This window comes from Paraburkholderia franconis (assembly GCF_009362735.1).
Lineage (GTDB): Bacteria > Pseudomonadota > Gammaproteobacteria > Burkholderiales > Burkholderiaceae > Paraburkholderia > Paraburkholderia franconis.
Genome location: NZ_WHNP01000017.1, coordinates 1 through 24,872, shown reverse-complemented (window position 1 = coordinate 24,872; position 24,872 = coordinate 1). Strand labels below are relative to the sequence as shown.

Below are 24,872 nucleotides of genomic sequence, written 5' to 3'. Positions count from 1 at the left end.
TCAGTCGCCCTCGCGTGGAGCGGACGGCGTGATCGTCGGTCCGCCCGTGCCCGCCGGTCCCGGCACCGAAGGCGGTACCGTCTTCGAAGAAGTCGCTGCTTCAGGCGAAGCAGGCGGCGTCTGCCCCTTCTTCTTGCCGCTCTTCTCCGACATCGATTCGAGCGCCCAGAAGAACATCGGGATGAAGAACACGGCAATCGCCGTCGCGCCCAGCATCCCGCCGATTACGCCCGTACCGATCGAGTGGCGGCTGTTGGCCGAAGCGCCCGTCGCGATCGCGAGCGGCACGCAGCCGAGGATGAACGCGAGCGACGTCATCACGATCGGGCGCAGCCGCTCCTCGGCTGCCGTCATCGTCGCGTCGAACACGGACTTGCCCGCCTCGCGGTTGATCACCGCGAACTCGAAGATCAGGATCGCGTTCTTCGCCGCGAGCGCCACCAGCATCGTGAGGCCGATCTGGAAGTACACGTCGTTGTTGAGCCCGCGCAGCATGATCGCGAGCAGCGCGCCGAAGAGCGCGAACGGCACCGCCATCAACACGCCGAACGGCAGGCTCCACTTCTCGTACTGCGCCGCGAGGATCAGGAACACCATGATCAGCCCGAACACGAACACGAGCCCCGACGTGCCGCCCGACTGCTTCGCTTCGAACGCCTCGCCGCTCCACGCGATGCCGTAGTCCGACGGCATCGACGCAGCGAGTTCTTCGAGCGCGCTGATCACCTGGCCCGATGCATAGCCGGGCGCCGCGTTCGCGGTGATCTTCACGGCCGGGAAGTTGTTGAAGCGCGTGATGAGGTCCGGGCCCGTCACGTAGTGCGAAGTCACCACCGACTTGAGCGGCACCATGCTCCCCGTCTTGCTGCGCACGAAAATCTGCGTGAGGTCTTCGGGCTTCAGCCGGTACGACGGCTCGGCCTGCAGGATCACCTGCCACAGGCGGCTCGAACGGTTGAACTGCGACACGTACAGCGAGCCGAACATCGTCTGCATCGCGCTGTAGACGTCCTCGACGGGCACGCCCAGTGTTTCGGCCTTGTCGCGGTCGACGTCCACGAGCAGTTGCTGCGAGTCCGCGTTGAAGGTCGACGTGACGCCCGTCAGCTCGGGGCGCTGCTTGGCCCTCGCGACGAAATCGTTGACGACGGCGGCGAACTGCGCGATGGTCGCGTCGCCCTTGCTCTGGATCCACATCTCCGTGCCGCCCGTGGTGCCCAGACCGGGAATCGACGGCGGATTCAGAGGCACGACGATGCCCTCGCGGACCTGCGACAGTGCCTTGTACGCGTCGACGAGCACGGCGCGCGCATTCTGCGTGCGGATGTTGTCCGACTTGTAGCGCTCGTCGAAACTCTTGAAGCCCACGAAGAAGGTCGACGAGTTGTTCTTGTTCTGGCTGTCGAGAATGCTGAAGCCGTCGACGGTCGTGATGCTGCCGACGGCCGGCTGCTTCATGAAATACTCGGACACGCGGTCCGACACCTGCCCCGTGCGGTCCAGCGACGCCGCATCGGGCATGATCACGGCGCCCAGCAGATAGCCCTGATCCTCGGGCGGCAGGAACGCGGTCGGGATCGAGCGCATCATCATGACGGATAGCACGATCATGCCGGCAAAGATCAGCAGCGCGATCACGAAGCGCTTGATGATGACGCGCACCGCACGCGTGTAGCCCGCCGTCATCCGCGCGAACTGGTTGTCGAACCAGCGGAAAAAGCCCTTCTTCTCGTGATGTCCGGGCTTGAGCAGCAGCGATGCGAGCGCGGGCGACAGCGTGAGCGCGACGACGCCCGAGATCACCACCGAGATCGCGATCGTGATCGCGAACTGCTTGTACATCTGCCCGGTGATGCCGCCGAGAAACGCCACGGGCACGAACACCGCGCACAGCACGAGCACGATCGCGATCACGGGGCCCGCCACTTCGTCCATCGCCTGCTTCGAAGCCGTCTTCGGATCGAGCTTGTGCACCGTCATGTTGCGCTCGACGTTCTCGATCACGACGATCGCATCGTCCACCACGATACCGATTGCGAGCACCATGCCGAACAGCGTGAGCATGTTGATCGAGAAGCCGAGCGCCTCCATCCCCATGAACGTGCCGACGATCGACACGGGCACGGCGAGCACCGGAATCAGCGTCGCGCGCAGGCTCTGCAGGAACACGAACACGACGATCACCACCAGCACGACGGCCTCGAAGAACGTGTGCACCACGTCGGTGATCGACGCCCGCGTGAACTCGGTGGTGTCCATCGCGATCTCGTAGTCGATGCCCTCGGGGAACGACTTCTTCATCTCGGCGAGCGTCGCGCGCACCTGCTTCGAGACGTCCAGCGCGTTGGCGCCCGGCTGCTGGTAGACGGCGAGCACGGTGGCGGGCTTGCCCTGGAAGCGGCTGCGGATCGAGTAGTCCTTCTGGCCGAGCTCGGCGCGCCCGATGTCCTTCAGGCGCACGATCGCCGCGCCCCCGCTCTGCGCGCGAATGATGATGTTCTCGAACTCGGACGGCTCCGTGAGCCGCCCCGATGTGGTGACGGCGAACGATTGCTCGACGGCGGCACCCGTCGGCGACTGGCCGAGGCGCCCGACTGCGAACTGCTGGTTCTGGTTGGCGACGGCGCGCTGCACGTCGGCGGCCGTGATGCCTAGCTGCGCCATGCGGTCGGGGCGCAGCCAGATGCGCATCGCGTAGTCGGGCGTGCCGAAGATGCTCGACTGGTTCGCGCCGGGTATGCGCTTGAGCGCATCGAGCACGTAGACGTTCGCGTAGTTCGCGATGTACGTCGCGTCGTAGCGCTCGGTGGGCGAGTAGATCGCGATCACCATCATGAACGCCTGCGACTTCTTCTGCACCTGCACGCCCTGCGCCGTCACCGACTGCGGCAGTTGCGGCAGCGCGAGGTTCACGCGGTTCTGCACGTCGACTTGCGCGAGCTCGGGGTTCGTGCCGATCTGGAAGTACGCGTTGATCGTCAGGTTGCCCGTCGACGAGCTCGACGAGCTCATGTAGATCATGTTGTCCGCGCCGTTGACCTGCTGCTCGATCGGCGCGGCGACGTTGTTGGCGACCACGTCGGCGCTCGCGCCCGGATAGGTCGCGGAGATCGTGATCTGCGGCGGGGTGATGTCCGGATACTGCGCGGTCGGCAGCGCGAGCATCGTCAGCGCGCCGCCCAGCGTGATGACGATCGAGATGACCGAGGCGAAGATCGGACGGTCGATGCAGAAGTGAGAGATGTTCATCGGATCGGTTGCGCCGGACGGCGTCGGGTCGTCATCGGATCAGGGACTTGTACTGGTGCTCGTTCCGCTGCTGCCGGGATGCGCCTGCGTTTGTCGTCGTGTTTGTGCTTGCGCCAGCGTCGATGCCGGCGCCGACGCCGCGGCAGCAGGCGCGGATGCGGGCGCTGGAGCGCCAGGCGCAGTGGGCGCGCTCACCACCTTGATCGTCGAATCCGACGACACACGGATCGCGCCGTCGACCACCACGCGCTCGCCCGCCTTCAGCCCTTCATTGACGAACCAGTCGTCGCCGTGCCAGTCGCCTACGTCGATCACGCGCTGATGCGGCTTCCCGTTCTGGTCGAGCACCCACACGAAGTGGCTCTTCGCGCCCTGCAGCACCGCGCGCTGCGGCACCAGAATCGCGTTGGGCCGCACGGCGCCCGACACCTTCGCGCGCACGAACTGGCCGGGCTTGAGCGTGCCGTCGGGATTTCCGAACACGGCGCGCACGAGGAAGGTGCCCGTCTCCTGGCTGAACGCGGGGTTCGTGAAGTCGATGCGCCCCTGCTGCGGATAGATCGAGCCGTCGGCGAGTATCACCGTCACGTCGAACTGGTTGCCGGGCGGAAAGCGCAGCAGGCCTTTCGTGACCTGCTCGCGATAGCGCAACAACTCGTTCTCCGAGATGCTGAAGTTCACCCACATCGGATCGAGCTGATAGACGTAGGTGAGCAGCCCCGACTGCGTCGGCGTCACATAGCTGCCGTCCTGCACGCGCGCGAAGCTCGAGAGGCCCTTGAGCGGCGAACGGATCGTCGTGTAGCTCAGGTTCAGCTCGGCCGTCTGCACTTCGCCCTGCGCGGCGATGACAGCGGCTTCGGCCTGCTTCTCGTTGCCCGTCGCATCGTCGAGATCCTTCTTGCTCAACGCGTTCTGCGCGGCAAGCGGGACCACGCGCGCGAGGTTCTGCTTGGTCACGAGCAGGCGCGCCTGCTGCTGCGCGAGCGCGCCCTTGGCCGTTTGCAGCGCGGCCTCGAACGGCTTGCGGTCCATCACGAACAGCACCTGGCCGGGCTGCACGAGCGCGCCTTCCGTGTACATGCGCTTCTCGAGAAAGCCCTCGACGCGCGCGCGGATCTCGACCTCGCGCGAGCTTTGCGTCTGCGCGGTGAATTCGAATGCGACGGGGGTTTCCTTTTGCGCGACCGTGACCACCGTCACCTCGACGGGCGGCCGGGCTGCCTCCGCGGGGGCCTTTTTGCATGCGTTCAGAGAAAGGACGCACACGAGCGCCGACGCCAGCGCGACACGCGGCATCAGGCGGCCCGCGCGCCGCACGGCGGCAGAATCCGCCCGGAACAACGCAATTTGCGATCGACAGTTCATCGTGGCCCCCTTCGATCGCCGCGTCATTGCACCGTATATCCGCGTCCGTTCATGCATGCTGCAAGCGCGCGGTTCCATGTGGCCATCTGCTGCGATGTCTGCTGTTGAGCTGCCTGCTGCTGCTCCTGCGCGGCGGCCGCCTGACGGCGCTGCCGCGAGCCGCCCACCACCGTGCCCGCGATGGCGCCCGCTGCCGCGCCCTTGCCGGCGTCGCCCGCGATCGCGCCGATCGCCGCGCCTGTCGCCGCGCCGCCTGCCGCGCCGCGCAAGCGCTGTCCCGACTGCTGGGGCGGCGGCGGTTGATTCGCCGAGTTCTGCGCGAGCACGGCGGGATTGACGCCCGTGTTCTGCGTCGCCCAGCTCTCGCATTGCGACATGTCGTTAGCCTGCTTCTGCTGGCTCTGGCCCTTGGCCGGATAGAAGATCGGCTGCTGCGCCGATGCAACGTCTGCCAGCAGCAACGCGGCAAGCATCCAGGTGACAGGAAGCGCCTGTTTCATGATCAATCTCCCCATGTCGATACGATTGGGCCCGTCGCACGCGTTGCGCGCGCATCGCGCGGCGGACGAATCCAGATGCGCCAGTCGGCCTGGCGACTCCAATGCAATGAAGTGTGGAATCCGGCCATGGCAAAGACAATTGGACCTTGGTCCAATACCCTTTTTTGGCCGCGCGGCACTCGCACGCAAGCGCCTGCACGCAGGCGTTCGACGCCGTTTATTCGCGCGAGAAGAAGTGTCATAGCGGCGCAGCGATGCCGAGCACGGCACACACTGTCCTGATGAAAAGCACGTCGTTGAATGGCTTGCGCAGATAGGCCTTCGCACCCGCCGCGAGCGCGGCTTCGCGCACGCCCGCGTCGTCGTGGGCCGTGATGAAAATGACGGGCACGGTGCTGCCCGCCAGCCGACCCTGGACCTCGATCCCGTTGGAGCCGGGCATTTGCACATCGAGTATCACGCAGTCGGGGCGATACGCGGGCGTGGCCGACAGCACGTCGAGAAACGCATCGCCACTCGCGTACGTGTCGGCCGCAATCCCGACGGAGCGCAACAGACGCTTGATCGCCCTGCCCACCGACGCATCGTCGTCGACGACGACGACGAAGGGTTTGTCTGTGCCCATTCTGAATAGTCCATTGACCGGCCACGCGCACGCAGCGATGCGTGAAGGCTTCAGCAATAGACTATGAGACTGAGGGCGCCTGCGGTATTGGACCTTGGTCCCGTATCCGCTCGCGGGTTGCCTCGCGCGCAACGTGAGGTGCGCCCGTATGCGGTGCCTGCGAACTGAAGGGATTGCGTGCGACAGTCGCGACGGCAATCTTGTCGGCGATGCGCACGAGCTCGGCGAGCGAATTGACTTCCATCTTCTGCATCACGCGCGCGCGATGCGCCTTGACGGTTTTCTCGACGGTACCGAGTTCGCAGGCGACCTGCTTGTTCAGACGGCCGAGCACGATGAGATTCATCACTTCGCGCTCGCGCACCGTCAGACGCCCGACGCGGCTGCGCAGCACTTCGAGCTCGTGCATCGCGTTCGACACTTGCACGGAATGCGCGAGCGCCTGTTCGATCGCGCGCAACAGGTCGTCGTCGTGCACGGGCTTGGTGAGGAAATCGGTCGCGCCCGCCTTGATTGCGCCGACCGTCATCGCGATGTCGCCGTGTCCCGTCAGAAAGATGATGGGCAAACGCTCGTCGAGTTCGCGCTGCAATTCGAGCCCGCTCAGATCGGGCAACTGCACGTCGAGCACCACGCAGGCGGGCGCATGCGCGGCGCACGCGTGGTCGAGAAACTCGCGTGCCGAACCATATGCCTCGACGCCGTAGCCGGCGGATTTGACGAGACGCGTCAGCGCGCGGCACACCGACGGGTCGTCGTCGACGACATAGACGAGCGCGGGTGCTTCCGTCGCGACTTCGCTCGTCGTGCCGTTCATGCAGTTTATTTCGCTCATGACGCCCCCTGCGCAGCGCCCGCGTTGCATGCGTCTCGCGATGCAGGCAACGCGATATAGAACGTCATGCCCTGATCCGGATTGGTCTCGGCCCACAAGCGGCCGCCGTGCATCTGCACGATCGAGCGGCTGATCGACAGACCGAGCCCCAGACCCTGCGGCTTCGACGTGACGAACGGCTTGAAGATGCATTCGAGCTTGTCGGGCGTCAGTCCATGTCCACGGTCACGCACGGCAATGCGCACCATGCCTTCGCGATCGAGTTGCGCAAAGAGTGCAACTACGCGGCTGGGCGCGTCGCACTCGCTGACGGCATCGAACGCGTTGAGCAGCAGATTGAGCAGCACCTGCTGGAGTTGCACCTTGTCGCCGCGCACGGGCGGCAGTCCGTCGTCGATCACATGCGATACATGGATGCCGCGCGCGACGGCATCGCTATGCACGAGCAACGCCACGTCGCGCAGCAATCCGCCCGCATCGAGACTCGCGAGTTGCTGCTGCTCTTCCTTCTTCACGAATGCGCGCATCCGGCGTATCACTTCGCTCGCGCGGCCACTGTCGTCGACGATGTCCTTCAGGATGTCGCGCACTTCAGCGAGGTCGATCGGCACCTTGTCCATGAAACGCTGCGCGGCCTGGCCGTTGCTGAGGATGGCTGTCAGCGGCTGGTTCAGTTCGTGCGCGAGCGACGCGGCAAGCTCGCCCATCATCGATACGCGCGTCAGATGCGCAAGCTCCCGGCGATTGCGTTCGAGCTCGAAGCGCTCGGTCATGTCGGTGATGAACGCGACGGTCGCGACGCGTCCTTCGTAGCGGATCGTGCTCGTCGCAATCTCGACGGGAAACTCGCTGCCGTCGCGGCGACGCGCGCGCAGATTGCGCGTGCCAGTCACGGCCAGCCGGCTCACGTTCGGCGACGCGCCCGTGGCGGCGCAGCTCTCCTGCGACAGCGCCGGCGCGACGAGGCCGACACACGCGCCGCTCAGCACGCCGCGCCGATAATCGAAAAGCCGCTCGGCCTGCGCGTTGGCAAGCACGATCACGCCATGCTCGTCGAAGACGACGGACGCGACGGGCAAACATTCGAACACGTCGGCAAGCTCGGTCATGGTGCCGGGCTGCCGACGCGCGACGGCAAAGAGACCGGCCGCGCCGCGCGTCGTCCGCAAATGCGCAACAGCGTCCGTCACGCGATGAAGCATCGGCACGAGAGACGGCCCATTGCGCGTATACGCGAACGTCCGCTCGCGAGCGGAAGCGACGCGGCGCGGATGAAGCGACCACCAGATGACGATTGCAGCCACCGCGACCGTGACAGCAGAAATGGCGATGTGCATGGCTTACCGTTCCTCAAGACGTTTGCACCTGAAAAGCCGCGGCAAGTGCGGACGTCTTCGTTGTTGTGCGCAATGCAACGGGTGCGACGGCGCGGGAATCGGGCGCGCAAAGGCTCACCTTCACGAATAGAGCGACTATGTATTACTAATGCATTCCCTCGTTCAATGAATGCAATGACATGAAGCAAAAAAGAATCGGACTACAGCGATCGCTTCATACGAATCTTCATATGGACTGTAAATATCCAGCGGAGCTATCTCGTCGGAAATTGCAAATTTAAATTTTTACTCGTTCGCTTGGCCCTGCGCGGAAAAAAGTGCAACTTCATCGTATGCACAAAGAGCACCTTAGTAAAGCGCAGATCAGCGAATCAACGAGAAAATAGGCCTTGCTTTATTTGCCGCCCGACGAAGCCATTTATCGAAGCGCTGAATCCGGATATTCCAGAAACGGAAACGATTTAAATCGGCGTATGATGCGCGGCCCGAAACGATTAATCGTTTTATTTCGTATTCCGGACCGCTGGGCGGATAGAGGATAGTTAATGCAGTCGTTCGACGTTATGCGAAATCGAACAACTCGGCGGAGGCACGCCTCAGGCGGGTTTTCATCGCCCAGGTGCTCGTCTGCTGACTCGTCGTCTGGCTTTAGCTTCTCCGGCAACGGCTGATTCAGGCCGGGCTCGACAGGCGTCGGCAGCGCATCGCCCACTGGCTTGTTGAGTTCGTTCGGCGGTGTTTCGGCCGGGTCTTTCGGTGGTGTGCTTTCCGCGTCATTGGGGTTGGTCATCGTGGACTCCAATTGTGGTTCGCAGACGCTTTCAACGATGCAATGACCATACCCATTTTTTGTGCGGATGCAGCGGCGTATCGCATGGACCATCCGGCGTTAGCAGGCCTCGCGATGTGCGGACGAACATATGTCGGAACCGCTTCATCGAAACGATGAAAAGGAAAGCATAACGACGGGCCAGTTGCGCGCCTGTATTTGTAGTTGTGAAGCCCGATAGCGCTCTGATGATTGCATCACACCGCATATACGCAGATCGATGCAAAATCGGCGCACAAACGAAAACAGGCCCCGAAGGGCCTGTATCGCTTTGCGTCCTGGCGGAAAGGGTGGGATTCGAACCCACGATACGGTATAACCGTATACCGGATTTCGAGTCCGGCGCATTCGACCTCTCTGCCACCTTTCCTGATTCTTTGACTTCCCACCAAGGTGGTCTTGTCTGCTTTACACCAACTTCACACTAAGCGGGTCGCTGCTTGCGTGAGACGAAGATTATAGAACACCTGTTTTCGAATTCCAAGCCCTTTTTCGCAGAAAGTTGAAAAGGACTTCGCGGACCGAGCGCGCCCAGGTCGCTCAGCGCGCCGCCGTTACTTCCAGACGCTCAATGCCGCCCAAATACGGACGCAGCGCCGCTGGCACAGTCACCGAGCCATCGGCGTTCTGGAAGTTCTCCAGCACGGCGACGAGCGTGCGGCCCACCGCCAGCCCCGAGCCGTTGAGCGTATGCACGAGTTCAGGCTTGCCCTGCGGGTTGCGATAGCGCGCCTGCATCCGTCGCGCCTGGAACGACTCGGTATTCGAGCAGCTCGAAATTTCACGATACGTGTTCTGCGCAGGCAGCCACACTTCGAGGTCGTACGTCTTCGAAGCCGAGAAGCCCATGTCGCCCGTGCACAACGTGATCACGCGATACGGCAGTTCGAGCTTCTGCAGAATCGTCTCCGCGTGCGTGACCATCTGCTCGAGCGCGTCATACGACGTTTCCGGCGCGACGATCTGCACCATCTCGACCTTGTCGAACTGATGCTGGCGGATCATGCCGCGCGTGTCGCGGCCATACGAGCCCGCTTCCGAGCGGAAGCACGGCGAATGCGCCGTCAGCTTGATGGGCAACTCGCTCGCATCGACGATGCTCTCGCGCACCGTATTCGTCAGCGAGATCTCGGACGTCGAAATCAGATACTGCGTAACCGTGTTTTCGCCGCCGCCCTTCTCGACGCGGAACATGTCGTCGGCGAATTTCGGCAGTTGGCCCGTGCCGAGCAGGATTTCGGGATTGACGATGTACGGCGTATAGATTTCCGTGTAGCCGTGCTGCTGCGTATGTGTGTCGATCATGAACTGCGCGAGCGCGCGATGCAGGCGCGCAATCTGTCCGCGCAGCATCGTGAAACGCGCGCCGGAGAGCTTCGCGCCCATCTCGAAGTCCAGACCGAGCGGCGTGCCGACGTCGACATGATCCTTCACCTCGAAGTCGAACTGGCGCGGCGCGCCCCAGCGGCGCACTTCGACATTTTGCGTTTCGTCGTTGCCGACGGGAACGCTCTCGTGCGGCAGATTCGGCACGCCGAGCAGCAGATCGGACAAACGCTTCTGGATCACTTCCAGCTGGACCGCCGACGCCTTCATCTCGTCGCCGATACCGCCCACTTCGGCCATCACCGCCGACGTGTCTTCGCCGCGCCCTTTCATCGCGCCGATCTGCTTCGACAGAGTGTTGCGCTTCGCCTGGAGTTCTTCGGTACGGGTCTGGATCGCGCGGCGTTCGGCTTCGAGCGCGGAGAAAGCCGCGACGTCGAGGTTAAAGCCGCGATCGGCGAGGCGTTTCGCGACGCCGTCGATATCTTTGCGCAGCAGCTGGATGTCAAGCATGGGATGGGGCAACAGTTCGTTGTGTGAATGGGCGATTTTAGCGCACCGGCGTGGGTCGCCGGCGGCATTGTCGGCTCTGGCGCAAAGCGCGCTTGATCAACTCTTCTTCCTGTTCTCGCTGCGCCATTGCGCATCGAGTTCGGCAAGGCGCGCGAGCTTCTCGCCGATCTTGCCTTCGAGACCGCGCGGCGTCGGCTGATACCAGTGCGGCTCGCGCATGCCGTCGGGCAGATAGGTCTCGCCTGCCGCGTACGCGTCCGGTTCGTCGTGCGCGTAGCGGTACTCGTGGCCGTAGCCGAGTTCCTTCATCAGCTTCGTCGGCGCGTTGCGCAAGTGGATCGGCACCGCGCGCGACTGGTCCTTGCCGACGAAACTACGCGCCGCGTTGTACGCGTTGTAGCCCGCATTCGACTTCGGCGCGACAGCCAGATAGATCACGGCCTGCGCAAGCGCGAGTTCGCCTTCGGGCGTGCCGAGGCGCTCGTAGGTCTCAGCGGCGTCGAGCGCGATACGCGCGGCGCGCGGATCGGCGAGACCGATGTCCTCCCACGCCATGCGCACGATGCGCCGCGACAGATAGCGTGGGTCCGCGCCGCCGTCGAGCATGCGGCAGAACCAGTACAGCGCGCCGTCGGGATTGCTGCCGCGCACCGACTTGTGAAGCGCGCTGATCTGGTCGTAGAACGCGTCGCCGCCCTTGTCGAAGCGGCGCAGGTTTTCGGAAAGCGCGCTCGCGAGCAGTTCGCCGTCGATCTCCGTCTTGTTCTGCCGCGACGCCGCGCGCGCGACGATTTCCATGTTGTTCAGCAGCTTGCGGCCGTCGCCGTCGGCGGAACCGATCAGCGCGTCGCGCGCCTCGTCGGTGAACGTGAAGCCGCCCAGTTCCTTTTGCGCGCGGTCCAGCAGTTCGCGCTGCTCGTCGGTATCGAGGCTCTTGAGCACGTAGACGGCCGCCCGCGACAGCAACGCGCTGTTCACCTCGAACGACGGGTTCTCCGTCGTCGCGCCGACGAACACGAACAGCCCCGACTCTACATGCGGCAAGAACGCGTCTTGCTGGCTCTTGTTGAAGCGATGTACTTCGTCGACGAACACGAGCGTCTGGTGGCCGTTCGCGCGATGAATCTGCGCGGTCTCGACGGCTTCGCGGATGTCTTTCACGCCCGAGAGCACCGCCGACAGCGCGATGAACTCGGCGTCGAACGCGTCGGCCATCAGGCGCGCGAGCGTCGTCTTGCCGACGCCCGGCGGGCCCCAGAGGATCATCGAGTGCGCTTCGCCAGACTCGAACGCGACGCGCAGCGGCTTGTTCGGGCCAAGCAGATGCTTTTGTCCGATGACTTCGTCGATGCTGCGCGGCCGCAGGCGCTCGGCGAGGGGAACGTTGGCGCGGGTTTCTTCAAACATGGCGTTTTGGGGATAATCTCGGCTTTTCGGGTGTAAACCGTCACGATGCACCACATGCATTCGATGGGACACGCGACGATCTGCCCCTGAAGGCATGCAACGGCGTCAAACCGTCAGCGGGCGAACGGCGTCGCATGCAGAGTTGTGCATTATGACAGCCGCGGCGCGGCAAAGCCGGCGGCAAACGTCATAGGCGCTTTCTGAGAGGCAGGCCGCAATGCGCGTACCGGGACGGAACACGGCCGCAACGACGGCCGACATGACAACGACAGACAGGAAAGAGATTCGATGGCTCAAGATTCCATGACCGGCGAAGCCGGTTCGACTTACGCGCCGCTCAAGCCGGTGCCGGATTCGCGCCGCGCATTCAGGACGGGCGACGCATTCGCGCTGTGGTTTTCACTCGGCATCGGCTTGCTGGTCGCGCAGGCCGGCGCGCTGCTCGTGCCGGGCCTGTCGCTGCCGCACGCGCTGCTGGCCATCGCGATCGGCAGCGTGATCGGCGTCGTGCTGCTCGCGCTCGCGGGCGTCATCGGCACGGACACGGGGCTCGCGGCGATGTCGTCGCTGCGTCCGACGCTCGGCGTGCGCGGCGCGTCGATTCCCGCCGTGCTGAACATGATCCAGCTGGTCGGCTGGGGCGCGTTCGAAGTGATCGTGATGCGCGATTCCGCCGATGCCCTCTCGAAGCAGGCCTTCGGCTTTTCCGCGCCGCTCGTCTGGACGCTGATCTTCGGCGTGCTCGCGACGTTGCTCGCGATCTCCGGCCCGCTGTCTTTCGTGCGGCGCTTTCTGCGCACGTGGGGCATCTGGCTGCTGCTCGCGGGCGCCGCGTGGCTGACCTACGCCGTGCTGGCGCAGCACGATCTGGGTGCGCTGATGCATCGTCCGGGCAATGGCGAAATGTCGTTTGGCGGCGCCGTCGATCTGGTCGTCGCGATGCCGCTGTCGTGGCTGCCGCTGATCGCCGACTACACGCGCTTCGGCCGGAAGGCGGGCGAGACCTTCCGCGGCACGCTCTTCGGCTATGGCATTGCGAATATCTGGTTCTACGCGCTCGGCGCGGTGTACGGGCTCACCGCGGGCGGCGGCGACGCGCTTCTGACGACGGCGCTCGCGCAAGCAGGCGGCGGCCTCGCGCTGCTGCTGGTGCTGATCGACGAAATCGACAACGCGTTTGCCGATGTCCACTCGGCGGCCGTGTCGACAGGCACTTTCTGGACGCGCGCGAGCGTTCCGCTGTTGTCCGCCGCGTTCGGCGCGCTGTGCACGCTGATCGCGCTGCTCGTGCCAATGGCGAAGTATCAGAACTTCCTGCTGCTGATCGGCTCGGTGTTCGCGCCGCTGTTCGGCGTGGTGCTGGCCGATCACTTCATCGTGCGCCGGCGCCGCATCGACGCAGGCTCGCTCGCCGATACGCAAGGCCGCTATGGCTTCTCGGGCGGCTGGCACGTGAGCGCGTTCGTCGCGTGGGCGATCGGCATTGCCGCGTATCAGGCGATCAATCAGTGGCTGCCGAATCTCGGCGCGACGCTGCCCGCGCTGGCAATCGGCGGGCTGTGCTATCTGGCGTTCGTGTCGGCGCGCAAGCAGGCTTACGCGTAGGCCATATCCATCCGATCAAGCCGGCGCGCGTTGGCGCACCGTCCACGCTTCGAGCGCGAGCTTCACGCGCTCGATCACCTCGCCCCACTCGCCGGGCTGCCGCTGATGAAAGAGACGCGTGCGCGGATACCACGGCGTGTCGTCGCGATCATGCAGCCATCGCCAGCAGCCGTCGTAGCGCGACAGAATCCACACGGGCCTGTTCAACGCGCCCGCGAGATGCGCGATCGATGTATCGACGGTAATCACCAGATCGAGTTGCTCGATGATCGCGGCCGTGTCGGCGAAATCGTGCACGTCAAGCATCGGATCGAACGGACGCAGCTCCACTGGCAACGTATCGATTTGCGGCTGCGTCGACGCGCCCTTTTGCAGGCTGACGAACGTGATGCCGGGCACGCACAGCAATGGCAGATAGGCGCGCGCGTCGAGCGAGCGCAGGCGGTCGACCGCGCTATTCGCGGGTTGATCCGGGCGCGGATCGCCAGCCCAGACAAGCCCCACCTTGAAGTTGCCAGCGGGCAGCCTGCCTTTCCATCTGGCCGCGCGCGACGGCGGCACCCGCAGATAAGGCGTCGCGCCCGGAATCGAAGCGAGCGTCGTGCCCAGACGATACGGCAGGCTCATCGTCAGGCACACATAGTCGTGCTTCGGAATGCCGTGGTCGCCGTCGAGCGGAATGCATTCGTCCACGCCATCGATGGTTTCGAACAGACTCTGCAACACGGGCGAACACGCGATGCTCAGCTTCGCGAGACCTTGCGCCTTGAGCATCGGCAAATAGCGGCAGAACTGGAGGCTGTCGCCGTGCCCCTGCTCGGGCCACACGAGCAGCGACCTGCCCGCGAGCGGCTCGCCGCGCCACATCGGAAAATCGACAGGCGGCGGTGCGATCTTGCGCTGCGGCCACGCGGGATCGTAGCGCGCTTCGAACAGCGCCCATCCTTCTTCCAGACGTCCAACGGTGAGCAGCAGATGCGCGAGGTTGATTGCCACCTCGAAATAGTCCGGACGCAGTGCGAGCGCCTGCCGGTACGAGGCTTCCGCTTCGGCGAAACGCCGTTGCATCTTGAGCACCACGCCCAGATTGAAATGCGCCTTGACCTCGTGCGGATCGGCGGCAAGTGCGTTCCTGTACGCCGCCTCGGCTTCGGGCAAGCGCATCTGGTCCTGATACAGCACGCCTAGGTTGACGTAAGTATCGCCGTCGCGAGGCTGAAGCTCGAGGGCGCGCAGATAGGAAGATTCCGCTTCGCCCGGACGTCCGAGTTGCGCGAAGAGCCGCCCGAGATTCACGTGCGCGCCCGCATGGCCCGGCGTGATCGACAGTGCCTGCCGATAGCACGCCTCGGCTTGCGCCAGGCAGCCCCGCTCCTTGAGCACGACGCCGAGGTTGTTGTACGCGTCGCAGTAATCGGGCCTCGTGTCGATCGCGCGCCGCCAGTACGTCCCCGCATCATGCAGATGTCCGATCGACAGATGGCACGCGGCGGCCAGATTGAAGACCTGCGCATCGACCGACTGTGCATGCAGCAGCGGCTCGATCAGCGCCAACGCTTCGTCGAAGCGGTCTTTGCCATACAAAAACACGGCGGCTGAATAACGATCGATGGCGGGGTCGAGATTCTGCAAATCGCCATACATGGCTTGATCCTGGGGAGATGGTTTCGGAAGGAGTGCGAGAGCATTCGAAGCGGGTCGACGCGCTTTACGATTTATCCAAAAATTGCAGGCGGATACGCGCCAAACCCGGTGTAGCGTAGCGACGCGGAGGATGCGTCTCTAGCTCACTATTCTGAAAATGCTGTCGCATTGCCCTGCGATGGCAACAGAAACGACAACGCCCATAACGGACGTCATGGGCGTTGTATCGACGATCTTCGAAATCGTCCCGTTGACGACGACGCGTTTCAGCCGCCGCTGTCCTGTACTACGGCTTATCGCGTCGCCGGCCGATACTCGACACCCGGCAGCACACACAGCATTTCGAACGCGAGATTGGCGCCGAGCAGGGCCGTCGTGCCGAACGGATCGTATGGCGGCGCGACTTCCACCAGATCGCAGCCGACGATATTCAACCCGTGCGCGCCGCGAATAATCTCGAGCGCTTGCGGCACAGTCAGCCCGGCGATTTCGGGCGTGCCCGTGCCCGGCGCGAAAGCGGGATCGATGCCATCGATATCGAACGTGATGTACACCGGGCCGTCGCCCATCTTCTCGCGCACGCGCGACATCAGCGGCGTCAGCGACTGGTTCCAGCACGCTTCCGCCTGCACGACCTCAAAGCCCTGATCGCGGCACCAGTCGAAGTCTTCGGCTGCGTAGCCCGTGCCGCGCAGACCGATCTGCACGACGCGCTCGCAATCCAGCAAGCCCTCTTCGACCGCGCGGCGAAACGGTGTGCCGTGCGCGATCTTTTCGCCCATCATCGTGTCATTGACGTCCGCGTGTGCATCGACGTGAATCAGACCGACCTTGCCGTAGTTGCGATGAACCGAGCGCAGGATCGGCAGCGCGATCGTGTGATCGCCGCCCAGCGTGATCGGCTTCGTCCCGTGTTGCAGGATTTCGTCGTAAGCGCGCTCAATGCGGTCGATCGAATCCAGGAGGTTATACGGATTGATCGCAACGTCACCGATGTCCGCGACGCGCAGCGAGTCGAACGGCGCGGCGCGCGTCGCCATGTTGTACGGGCGCAGCAGCACCGACTCGGCACGGATCTGGCGAGGGCCGAAGCGCGCGCCCGTGCGGTTCGACGTGCCCAGATCGAACGGCACGCCGACGAAACAGGCATCGAGCCCTTGCGGCGACCCGACGTTCGGCAGCCGCATCATCGTGGCGATGCCGCCCGCGCGCGGCATCGCGTTGCCCGACAACGGCTGCGGCCGCTCGGTAAGGTCCGGGGAAACGAAATTCGAGGAAGTATTCATCGTAGTTCGCCAATGGCAAGCACAGGTCTCAATAAAGCGAGAAATCCAGAGACAGCGCAAAGCGCGCGACGCTGGGGCATTTCTCATTTTTGTGCGGTTCCGGCGAACATAAAATGCCGACGTAATAAACTTCACATCGATTCGCATCGATGTATGCTGCCGCATGTTCTCTCAACTGACCGATCTCGACTTGCGTCTGACCCGCGTGTTCCTCGCCATCGTGGACGCGGGCGGCGTTTCGCCTGCTCAGGCTACATTGAACGTAGGCCAGTCGACCATCAGCACCCAGTTGTCGACACTGGAAACGCGGCTCGGCTACCGGCTGTGCGAACGCGGCCGCAGCGGTTTTAGCCTGACCGCGCGAGGCGAGCAGTTCGTCGACGCGGCGCGCACACTGCTTTCCGCCGTCGATGCGTTCGGCGTGCAAGCGCGCAACGTTGGCCGGAAGCTGGTCGGCACGCTCGGAATCGGAATGATCGGTCATACGCCTGTGTCGGAAAGCGCCAGGATCAGCGATGCGATTGCGCGTTTCCGCGCGCGCGACGAATCCGTGCGATTTTCGATTCTCGTGCGCTCGCCCGGCGAACTCGAAGAACTGCTGTTGAGCGGACGGATTCAAATCGGCATCGGATATTTCTGGCATCGCGTGCCCTCGCTTGAGTACACGGAGATCTTTTCCGAGGAACAGCTCGCGTATTGCGCGAAGGGGCATCCGCTGTTCGCTCAAGCGGGCAACGCGACGCCGGCGCAAGCCGCGCGGCACGAATGGGCGTGGCGCAGCTATCCGCTGCCCGAAGCCGAAGCATCGACGACGCCGCGCAACGTCACCGCCGTCGCCGACAACATGGAAGCCGTCGCGATGCTCGTGCTGTCCGGCCATCACCTCGGCTATCTGCCGGGGCATTTCGCCGCGCCGTATGTGAAGGAGGGTTTGCTCGCCGCGCTGAATCCGCAGCAGATGCGCTACCGCGTCGCGTTTCACATGGTCACGCGCGCGCGGCAGCATCGGACGGACATCGTCGACGCGTTTATCGACGATATGAAGGCCGCGCATCCGGCGCCCGGCCTTCAAGAGTGAACGCAGCGTTTAGCCGTTGATCACGTCGGCGCCCTTCGGCACCGTGAACTTGAACGCGTCTGCGGGGAGCGACGGGTTCTTCTGGATGTTCGAAAATTTCAGCAGCGTCACGTTGCCGAAGACGTCGTGCAGTTCCATCGCTTCGAGATTACCGTCACGAAAGCCGATGCCGACGCGCTGAAACTGCGTGTCCTTCGACTTCGGAATCAGTTCGAGCCAGTCGATCCCCGCCTTCACGCCCGCGTCCTTCAGCGTGAAGTTCTTCTCGAGATCGTTGCTGCCGAACAGGATCGCCGCCGGGCTCGCGCCGAGCGCGCCGCCGAGCTTGCGCACCGTCACCTGGTTCAGATCCTTGTCGTAGACGTAGAGCTTGTCGCCGTCGGCTTGCAGCAGTTGCGCGTATGGTTTTTCATACGCCCAGATGAACTTGCCCGGCCGCGCGAACGTGAACGTGCCGCTCGACACCTTGTTCTGTGTCGTGCCCTGCGTCGACAAGACGCCGCTCGCCTGTTGCTGCGCGTTGCTGGGTGCGCGCACTTCGGTTTGCACGAATTCGCCACGGGCCGAGCGCACTTGCGACACGAACTGCTTCAATTGTTCAGTGCCGCTTGCGAATGCATGCGAAGCGACTAGCATCGATGCGCCGAAAGCCAGCGTGCGCATCACACTGCCAAGGCGGGTCTTAGACCCAACGATTTGCAGCATGTTGTTTTCTCCCTTGTATCCCTTGCATCCCTTGTATCGTGCAAGCTGGTCGCTTGTACCGGAACCGGTGCGCACGGAATGTGAAACCAAAACAGCGGCCACGCTTCAACGCGTGCCGCTATCCGTCATCAGTCGCATGAAAATGAAGCGCCGAGTGTCAATCCGTCTCGCGCGCGGGCACCAGAATTTCGCGGTTGCCGTTCGACGACATCGCCGACACCAGCCCCGACTGCTCCATCTGTTCGAGCAGACGCGCGGCGCGGTTGTACCCGATGCGCAGATGCCGCTGCACGAGCGAAATCGACGCGCGGCGGTTCTTGATGACGATTTCGACCGCCTGATCGTACAGAGGGTCGGACTCGCCGCCGCCCGCTCCGGTTCCCGCGGCATCCGCGGAACCCTCGTCGCCTTCGCCCGACACGCCGCCTTCCAGCAGCCCCTCGATGTAGTTCGGCTCGCCCTGCTCCTTGAGCTTATCGACGACGCGATGCACTTCATCGTCGGACACGAACGCGCCGTGCACGCGAACCGGCAGACCCGTGCCCGGCGGCAGATACAGCATGTCGCCCATGCCGAGCAGCGATTCCGCGCCCTGCTGGTCGAGAATCGTACGTGAGTCGATCTTCGACGACACCTGGAACGCCATCCGTGTCGGCACGTTGGCCTTGATGAGGCCGGTGATCACGTCGACGGACGGACGCTGTGTCGCGAGAATCAGATGGATACCTGCCGCGCGCGCCTTCTGTGCGATACGCGCGATCAGTTCTTCAACCTTCTTGCCGACCACCATCATCAGGTCAGCCAGTTCGTCGATCACGACGACGATATTCGGCAGACGCGACAGCGGTTCAGGATCGTCGGGTGTCAGGCTGAACGGATTCGGAATCTTCTCTTCGCGTTTCGCCGCTTCGTCGATCTTGTTGTTGAAGCCCGCGAGATTGCGCACGCCGAGCTTGCTCATCAGCTTGTAGCGGCGCTCCATTTCGGCGACGGTCCAGTTCAGCGCGTTGCCGGCCTGGCGCATGTCAGTGACGACGGGACACAGCAGATGCGGAATGCCTTCGTAGACACTCATTTCGAGCATCTTCGGATCGATCAGGATCATTCGCACCTGCTCCGCGCTTGCCTTGTAGAGCAGCGAGAGAATCATCGCGTTGATGCCGACCGACTTGCCCGAACCCGTCGTACCGGCGACCAGCAGGTGCGGCATCTTCGCGAGATCCGCACAGACCGGCTTGCCGCCGATATCCTTGCCGAGGCCCATCGTCAGCGGCGAGCCGGCGTCGGCATAGACGGTCGAGCCGAGAATCTCCGACAGCCGCACCGTCTGACGACGCTGGTTCGGCAGTTCGAGCGCCATGTAGTTTTTGCCAGGAATCGTCTCGACCACGCGGATCGACGTGAGCGACAGCGAGCGCGCCAGGTCCTTCGCGAGATTCACGATCTGGCTGCCCTTCACACCGACAGCCGGTTCGATTTCGTACCGCGTGACAACCGGACCAGGATAAGCCGCAACCACGCTCACATCGACGCCGAAGTCTTTCAGCTTCTTCTCGATGAGGCGCGAGGTGAATTCGAGCGTATCAGCGGAAATGGTTTCGTGCGTCGCGGGCGCGGGATCGAGCAGCGAGATGGCGGGCAACGTCGAATCGCCAGGCAGGCTCTCGAAGAGCGGCACCTGACGTTCCCTCTCGACGCGCTCCGACTTCTCCGGCTTCGTCACGGGCGGCACGATCACGACGGGCTCATGCTCGTCGATCTTCACGCGGCTCTGCTCGACCTTGCCTTCGCGCTTCACGGCGGCCGCCTCGCCGAGCTTGCGATCGCGGCCCGCTTCGCGGCGCAGCTTCGCGAGCGTCACGCCGGAGATGATCGAATCGCCGACCTTTTCGCACACCGACAGCCACGAAAAACGGAAGTACAGCGACAAACCGATGGCGAGCGCGATCAAAAGCGCCAAAGTGCCGCCCGTGAAACCGAGCGCATGCGACACGCCCTTCGCGACCGCCTCGCCGATCACGCCGCCCGGCGCGCGTGGCAACTGCAATTTCAGCGACCACATGCGCAGCGCCTCGATGCCATCGCACGCGAGCAGCACGAGCGCGAACGCGAACACATCCGCGAGCCAGCTGTTGTCGCGCGGCGCGTCTTCGTCCGGTTCCTCGTGACGCGTGATGCGCTTGTAGTTCGCCGAGATGCGGCGCGCGAGCAGCACGATCCACCACCAGGCGGAGAGGCCGAAGAGCAGAAGGAGGATGTCGGAGGTCCAGGCGCCGACGCGGCCAGCCCAGTTCGAGATGTGATCGACCTGCGCCGCGTGTGTCCAGCTCGGATCACGGCGGCTGTAACTGATCAGCGCCATCACGAGGAAAACGCCGAGCGCCAGCTGGAGAATCCAGCGGATTTCGGTGAAAAGGCGCGACATGCGGTGAGGCAATGCCTGCGCGTTCGCGGAATAGGGAGCTTTTGCCATTGAGCCTGTTGCGTGTGCGGCCTGCAGCGGTTTCAGGTGCCGGTTCAGTTGCCCTTCGATTCACCGTCGGGGCCGATCCAGGTGCCGACGGAGTCACTCACATCCTGCCGGCAAGCCGCCTGTCGTTCATCGGCGACTATTGTAAACGCACTGTTGCGCGCAAGGCTGTAAATGACGGTAACGTCGGCCGAACGGCCAGGAATGTCGTAATTCCCATACGCTTTCCGGCGAAATCGACGTGTTTTCGGCCGACTTTCGCGCCGATGCCGTTGGCATCGGCTATCGCCTTGATCGCAAAGCTTCATGAAGCAGCCGGTTGGCCTGCCCTTTATAATACGGGGCTGATACCCATCTAACGTGTCAAGCAAGTTTCCCGGCTCGACGCCAGTACCGCCGGTCATTGCAGCCGATGTTCCGCCGCTGACCGACGCTTTTAACGGATTTCGATCATGCCAGCTTCCCCGACCAAACACGCGAAGGTTCTGATTCTCGGTTCCGGCCCTGCCGGTTACACGGCGGCCGTCTATGCGGCGCGCGCCAATCTGTCGCCGGTGCTCGTCACGGGCCTCGCGCAAGGTGGCCAGCTGATGACCACGACGGACGTCGAAAACTGGCCCGCCGACGCCAAGGGCGTGCAAGGTCCGGAGCTGATGACGCGCTTTCTCGAGCACGCCGAGCGCTTCAACACCGAAATCGTGTTCGACCACATCCACACGGCCAAGCTGGACGAGAAGCCGATTCGCCTGGTCGGCGATTCGGGCGAGTACACGTGTGATTCGCTGATCATCGCGACGGGCGCGTCGGCGCAATATCTCGGCCTGCCGTCGGAAGAGCTGTATATGGGCCGAGGCGTGTCGGCGTGCGCGACCTGCGACGGCTTCTTCTACAAGAACCAGCACGTCGCCGTGGTCGGCGGCGGCAATACGGCCGTCGAAGAAGCGCTGTATCTCGCGGGCATCGCGAAGAAGGTGACGGTGATCCACCGCCGCGACAAGTTCCGCGCCGAGCCGATCCTGATCGACCGTCTGCTGGAGAAAGAAAAGGAAGGCGTCGTCGAGATCAAGTGGGAGCACGTGCTCGACGAAGTGAAGGGCGATGATGGCGGCGTCAACGGCCTGCGCGTCAAGAACGTGAAGACGGGCGCGACCACCGATATCGAGCTGCAGGGCCTTTTCGTCGCGATTGGCCACAAGCCGAACACGGATATCTTCGAAGGCCAGCTGGAGATGAAGAACGGCTACATCATCACGAACGGCGGCCTGAGCGGCAACGCGACGGGCACGAGCGTACCGGGTGTGTTCGCGGCCGGCGATGTGCAAGATCACGTGTACCGCCAGGCGATCACGAGCGCGGGCACGGGCTGTATGGCTGCTCTGGATGCGCAGCGTTATCTGGAAAGCATCCACGAGTCGATCGGCGAGCGCGCGATGAGCGCCGAGGCTGAGCGTTCGATTTGATGCTTTTTTTCGTGGTCTCGTTCGGTAAGTGGTTTGTGTAGAACGGGGAACGGGGAACGCGGAACGCGGATCGGTAGAATAGTGGCATGCAGCAAGCTTGCCGCGCTTGTTGAGATTTATTCGATGTTGTAAGGGCCGCGGCGTGATGCCGGCGGCCCTTTTTGTTTTTCTGCTTCGATCGCCATGCCTAAGAATCTGCCCCACCCGAGCGAACCGAAACGGCCGCGTACTGCGGCTTCCAATCCTGCCAATGCTTCGGCGTCTTCTGACGCTAGCGCTGCGGCATCTTCATCTTCGTCGAAGAAGCCGTTGGTCGAAGCCGGTGCTGGCTTGGCCGGGTTGGGTGGTTTGCGCGATGCGTTGAAGGGTGCCGCTCAACGCGCTCAGCGTGAGAAGGCTGCGGCGGCGCAAGCGTCGCGTGAGGCGGCCGCGGATGCCGACCTGTTTCGGCGTGAGATCGGCGAAGTCGCGCCGCTCAGCGCAAAACCTCGCGCGTCGGTGACGCGCACGCCGCCCGCTCCCGTTCCGATGCAGACGAAACTCGACGAAGAAGCCGTGCTGCACGAAGCAATCTCCGATGAGTTCGATCCCGAAGTGCTGCTCGATACCGACGAGTCGCTTTCCTACTGTCGGCCGGGTGTGAGCCAGGAAATCGTTAAGAAGCTCCGACGCGGTGCCTGGATCGTGCAGGCACAGCTTGATCTGCATGGGATGCGTCGTGAAGAAGCGCGTGAGGCTTTGTCTGAGTTCATCCGTGAGGCGAGTAAAAAAGGCTTACGGTGTCTGCGTGTGATTCATGGGAAAGGGCTGGGGTCGGTTGGGAAAGAACCTGTGCTCAAAGGCAAGGTTCGCGCTTGGCTCGTGCAGAAGGCAGAAGTGATCGCGTTTTCGCAGGCTCGTCCGCATGACGGTGGTGCGGGTGCAGTGCTTGTGCTGTTGCAGCCTGGGTCGGTGGGATCTGGTGCCGGCTCCGGCTCGGGGGTCTCTTCGCCGTCATCGTCCGGTAAAGTCTGAGAAGGCTTTTCAACGATGCATCCTCGACTCACTCTCGCGCTTGCCATCATGGAAGCGCTCGCTATTCTCGCCTACGCAATCTCGGGGTTTATCGAAGCTCGTACGAAACGGCTCGATGCTGTTGGGACTTTTCTTGTGGCGATGGCTACGGCGTTTGGTGGTGGGACGGTTAGGGACGTGTTGCTCGATCGGAGGCCGTTCTATTGGGTCGAGCATCAGTGGTATGCGATTCTGATTTTCGTTTTGAGCTTCTTCGCGCCGTTTGTGCTTAAGGCTTATACGCGAGTTTTTAATGAGCGCGTGTTGCTGGTGGCTGATGCGGTTGGGCTTGGGCTGTTTAGCATCTCGGGGACTTCGCTCGCGCTCGATGCTCAGATGCCCTGGTTCGTGGCTTCGATGATGGGTGTTGCTACGGGCGTGTTCGGCGGAATCATCCGGGATGTGATTTGCAATGAGGTTCCGCTGATTCTGCGGGATTCAAGGCCTTATGCGACTTGTGCGCTTGCTGGATGTTGGGTTTATCTGCTGCTGGATTACATCAACTTTGATACGGTCTATAGCGTGTTGATTGCTACGGGGTTTATTCTTGTGGCGCGGTTGGTTACGTTTAAGTTGGATGTCAGACTACCGCATTGAACACAGAAACTGTCGACGTTAAGCACTCGGCAAGTGACGCTCCGGACTGCTCCACTTGAACGATTGCAAGACTCCTTCAAAGATACCCCTGAGAGTCAACATGGACTCCGGCGCCACATCTACCTCTCCGTAGTGGCCGTCGGCCATCGTCGCCCCGTACTTTGATCCGTTTAACGCACTCAAGATCAGAGCGCCGCCGTTCGGCGCATGGATCATGTTGTTCGTGATCGGCTTATAAGATTCAATTTCTGCGGATTGCGCCTCGCACCTACTCCCTTGCCCGATCTTCTAAATGTTGCGCGGTATTACGAACACCCCTCAAATGCGGGAACTCAGCCGCCATCTTTACGTGGAGACTTGCAACTTGCTCCGGAACGTTGTCCTCTTTCGCCAAAACACCCAAGATTTTGTCAAATGCGTCGAGAGCGTAAAGGAAAGCGCGCGCATAAATAAACGGCAGTCCATGTTCGAATTCTCTCGGGACAGCTCCATTTGACCATTTCTCGCGTTTGAAGCGCACCTCAGACTCAAACGCGATTTCGTCCCAACGCTGATGTATCGACGCCCCATCAAACTCGTTTTCAACTGTGCAATGAATTTCCGACCGCCGCTTAGCATCCTGTTTTCCAATTTTCAAAGTGTGCATAGACAGGAGGCCTTGCAGTCGCAGCAGCGAAAAGATTCAAATGACCTTGCCCCTGTTTCACGAATCCCATAGCCGAGGGATTTATGCGGCCGCACCTTGCTGAGCGGCGAACCAGTTCTTCTCGAACGTCATGGGGCTGACGTAATTGAGCGTCGAGTGTAGCCGATGCGCGTTATAAAAGTTGAGCCAATCAACCACTTCGTCCATTGCCGCACGTTTGGTCGAGAAGTGTCGACCGTGCAGGCGTGCAACTTTCAGCGAACCCCACAGACTTTCGGTCGGCGCGTTATCCCAGCAATCACCACGTCGACTCATGGATGAGCGCATGCCGTATGCTTT

General features: G+C 62.8%; 20 protein-coding genes and 1 tRNA gene. 5 read left to right on the top strand and 16 right to left on the bottom strand.

The features are described 5' to 3' along the window. The 10 genes from GCT13_RS19410 to GCT13_RS19365 form a co-directional block, all read right to left on the bottom strand. The gene (locus GCT13_RS19410; protein ID WP_152760636.1) at positions 1-3,249 is read right to left on the bottom strand and encodes an efflux RND transporter permease subunit; all 3,249 of its coding nucleotides are present in this window, start codon (positions 3,247-3,249) and stop codon (positions 1-3) included. A 39-nt stretch (positions 3,250-3,288) separates the two neighbouring features. After that, the gene (locus tag GCT13_RS19405) at positions 3,289-4,548 is read right to left on the bottom strand and encodes an efflux RND transporter periplasmic adaptor subunit (protein ID WP_227746920.1); all 1,260 of its coding nucleotides are present in this window, start codon (positions 4,546-4,548) and stop codon (positions 3,289-3,291) included. A gap of 92 nt (positions 4,549-4,640) precedes the next feature. Then, a complete protein-coding gene (locus GCT13_RS51625) occupies positions 4,641-5,117 on the bottom strand; it encodes a YMGG-like glycine zipper-containing protein (RefSeq protein WP_152760632.1) in 477 nt (158 codons plus the stop codon). A gap of 238 nt (positions 5,118-5,355) precedes the next feature. After that, positions 5,356-5,742, bottom strand: coding sequence for a response regulator transcription factor (locus GCT13_RS19395; RefSeq protein WP_152760630.1), 387 nt, complete (start codon positions 5,740-5,742; stop codon positions 5,356-5,358). Positions 5,743-5,803: 61 nt separating this feature from the next. Then, positions 5,804-6,577, bottom strand: coding sequence for a response regulator transcription factor (locus GCT13_RS19390; protein ID WP_407670820.1), 774 nt, complete (start codon positions 6,575-6,577; stop codon positions 5,804-5,806). Further along, positions 6,574-7,914: a two-component system sensor histidine kinase NtrB gene (locus tag GCT13_RS19385; RefSeq protein WP_152760628.1), complete on the bottom strand. Its 1,341-nt coding sequence runs from the start codon at positions 7,912-7,914 to the stop codon at positions 6,574-6,576. Before GCT13_RS19385 ends, GCT13_RS19390 begins: the two co-directional genes overlap by 4 nt. Positions 7,915-8,332: 418 nt before the next feature. Continuing rightward, a complete protein-coding gene (locus tag GCT13_RS19380) occupies positions 8,333-8,704 on the bottom strand; it encodes a hypothetical protein (protein WP_407670819.1) in 372 nt (123 codons plus the stop codon). Between the two features lie 318 nt (positions 8,705-9,022). After that, positions 9,023-9,113 (bottom strand) — tRNA-Ser (locus GCT13_RS19375). Between the two features lie 170 nt (positions 9,114-9,283). Then, positions 9,284-10,582, bottom strand: coding sequence for a serine--tRNA ligase (serS, locus tag GCT13_RS19370; protein WP_152760626.1), 1,299 nt, complete (start codon positions 10,580-10,582; stop codon positions 9,284-9,286). Positions 10,583-10,678: 96 nt separating this feature from the next. Continuing rightward, on the bottom strand, positions 10,679-11,989 hold the full coding sequence (locus GCT13_RS19365) for a replication-associated recombination protein A (RefSeq protein ID WP_152760624.1): 1,311 nt from the start codon (positions 11,987-11,989) through the stop codon (positions 10,679-10,681). Positions 11,990-12,277: 288 nt separating this feature from the next. Between GCT13_RS19365 and cytX the strand changes: the two genes are divergently transcribed. Next, positions 12,278-13,594: a putative hydroxymethylpyrimidine transporter CytX gene (gene cytX, locus GCT13_RS19360; RefSeq protein WP_152760622.1), complete on the top strand. Its 1,317-nt coding sequence runs from the start codon at positions 12,278-12,280 to the stop codon at positions 13,592-13,594. A gap of 15 nt (positions 13,595-13,609) precedes the next feature. Here the strand turns inward: cytX and GCT13_RS19355 are convergent, their stop codons facing one another. Together GCT13_RS19355 and speB are read right to left on the bottom strand one after the other, a co-directional pair. Beyond that, positions 13,610-15,238, bottom strand: a complete 1,629-nt coding sequence (locus tag GCT13_RS19355) for a tetratricopeptide repeat protein (RefSeq protein WP_152760620.1) — start codon at positions 15,236-15,238, stop codon at positions 13,610-13,612. Between the two features lie 293 nt (positions 15,239-15,531). After that, complete coding sequence (speB, locus tag GCT13_RS19350; protein ID WP_152760618.1) at positions 15,532-16,524, bottom strand: agmatinase; 993 nt, start codon at positions 16,522-16,524, stop codon at positions 15,532-15,534. A gap of 163 nt (positions 16,525-16,687) precedes the next feature. Between speB and GCT13_RS19345 the strand changes: the two genes are divergently transcribed. Continuing rightward, positions 16,688-17,602: a LysR family transcriptional regulator gene (locus tag GCT13_RS19345; protein ID WP_152760617.1), complete on the top strand. Its 915-nt coding sequence runs from the start codon at positions 16,688-16,690 to the stop codon at positions 17,600-17,602. A 9-nt stretch (positions 17,603-17,611) separates the two neighbouring features. Here GCT13_RS19345 and lolA read toward each other — a convergent pair whose 3' ends face one another. Both lolA and GCT13_RS19335 read right to left on the bottom strand, forming a co-directional pair. Then, positions 17,612-18,307 carry an outer membrane lipoprotein chaperone LolA gene (lolA, locus tag GCT13_RS19340; RefSeq protein ID WP_152760615.1) on the bottom strand — a complete coding sequence of 232 codons (696 nt, stop codon included), beginning with the start codon at positions 18,305-18,307 and terminating at the stop codon, positions 17,612-17,614. 157 nt (positions 18,308-18,464) lie between these two features. Next, positions 18,465-20,780, bottom strand: a complete 2,316-nt coding sequence (locus tag GCT13_RS19335; RefSeq protein ID WP_152760613.1) for a DNA translocase FtsK — start codon at positions 20,778-20,780, stop codon at positions 18,465-18,467. A gap of 449 nt (positions 20,781-21,229) precedes the next feature. On the opposite strand from GCT13_RS19335, the gene trxB reads away from it, so the two are divergent. The 3 genes from trxB to GCT13_RS19320 all read left to right on the top strand — a co-directional run bounded on the left by trxB (position 21,230) and on the right by GCT13_RS19320 (position 23,887). Next, positions 21,230-22,237: a thioredoxin-disulfide reductase gene (trxB, locus tag GCT13_RS19330; RefSeq protein ID WP_152760611.1), complete on the top strand. Its 1,008-nt coding sequence runs from the start codon at positions 21,230-21,232 to the stop codon at positions 22,235-22,237. 183 nt (positions 22,238-22,420) lie between these two features. Next, positions 22,421-23,251 carry a Smr/MutS family protein gene (locus tag GCT13_RS19325; RefSeq protein ID WP_152760609.1) on the top strand — a complete coding sequence of 277 codons (831 nt, stop codon included), beginning with the start codon at positions 22,421-22,423 and terminating at the stop codon, positions 23,249-23,251. Positions 23,252-23,266: 15 nt separating this feature from the next. After that, entirely contained in the window at positions 23,267-23,887 is a 621-nt protein-coding gene (locus tag GCT13_RS19320) for a trimeric intracellular cation channel family protein (RefSeq protein WP_152760607.1), read from the top strand. Positions 23,888-24,155: 268 nt separating this feature from the next. Here GCT13_RS19320 and GCT13_RS19315 read toward each other — a convergent pair whose 3' ends face one another. Continuing rightward, complete coding sequence (locus tag GCT13_RS19315) at positions 24,156-24,533, bottom strand: hypothetical protein (RefSeq protein WP_152760605.1); 378 nt, start codon at positions 24,531-24,533, stop codon at positions 24,156-24,158. Between the two features lie 81 nt (positions 24,534-24,614). Further along, on the bottom strand, positions 24,615-24,872 hold a 258-nt coding region (locus GCT13_RS19310), incomplete at its 5' end, for an integrase core domain-containing protein (protein ID WP_152760603.1).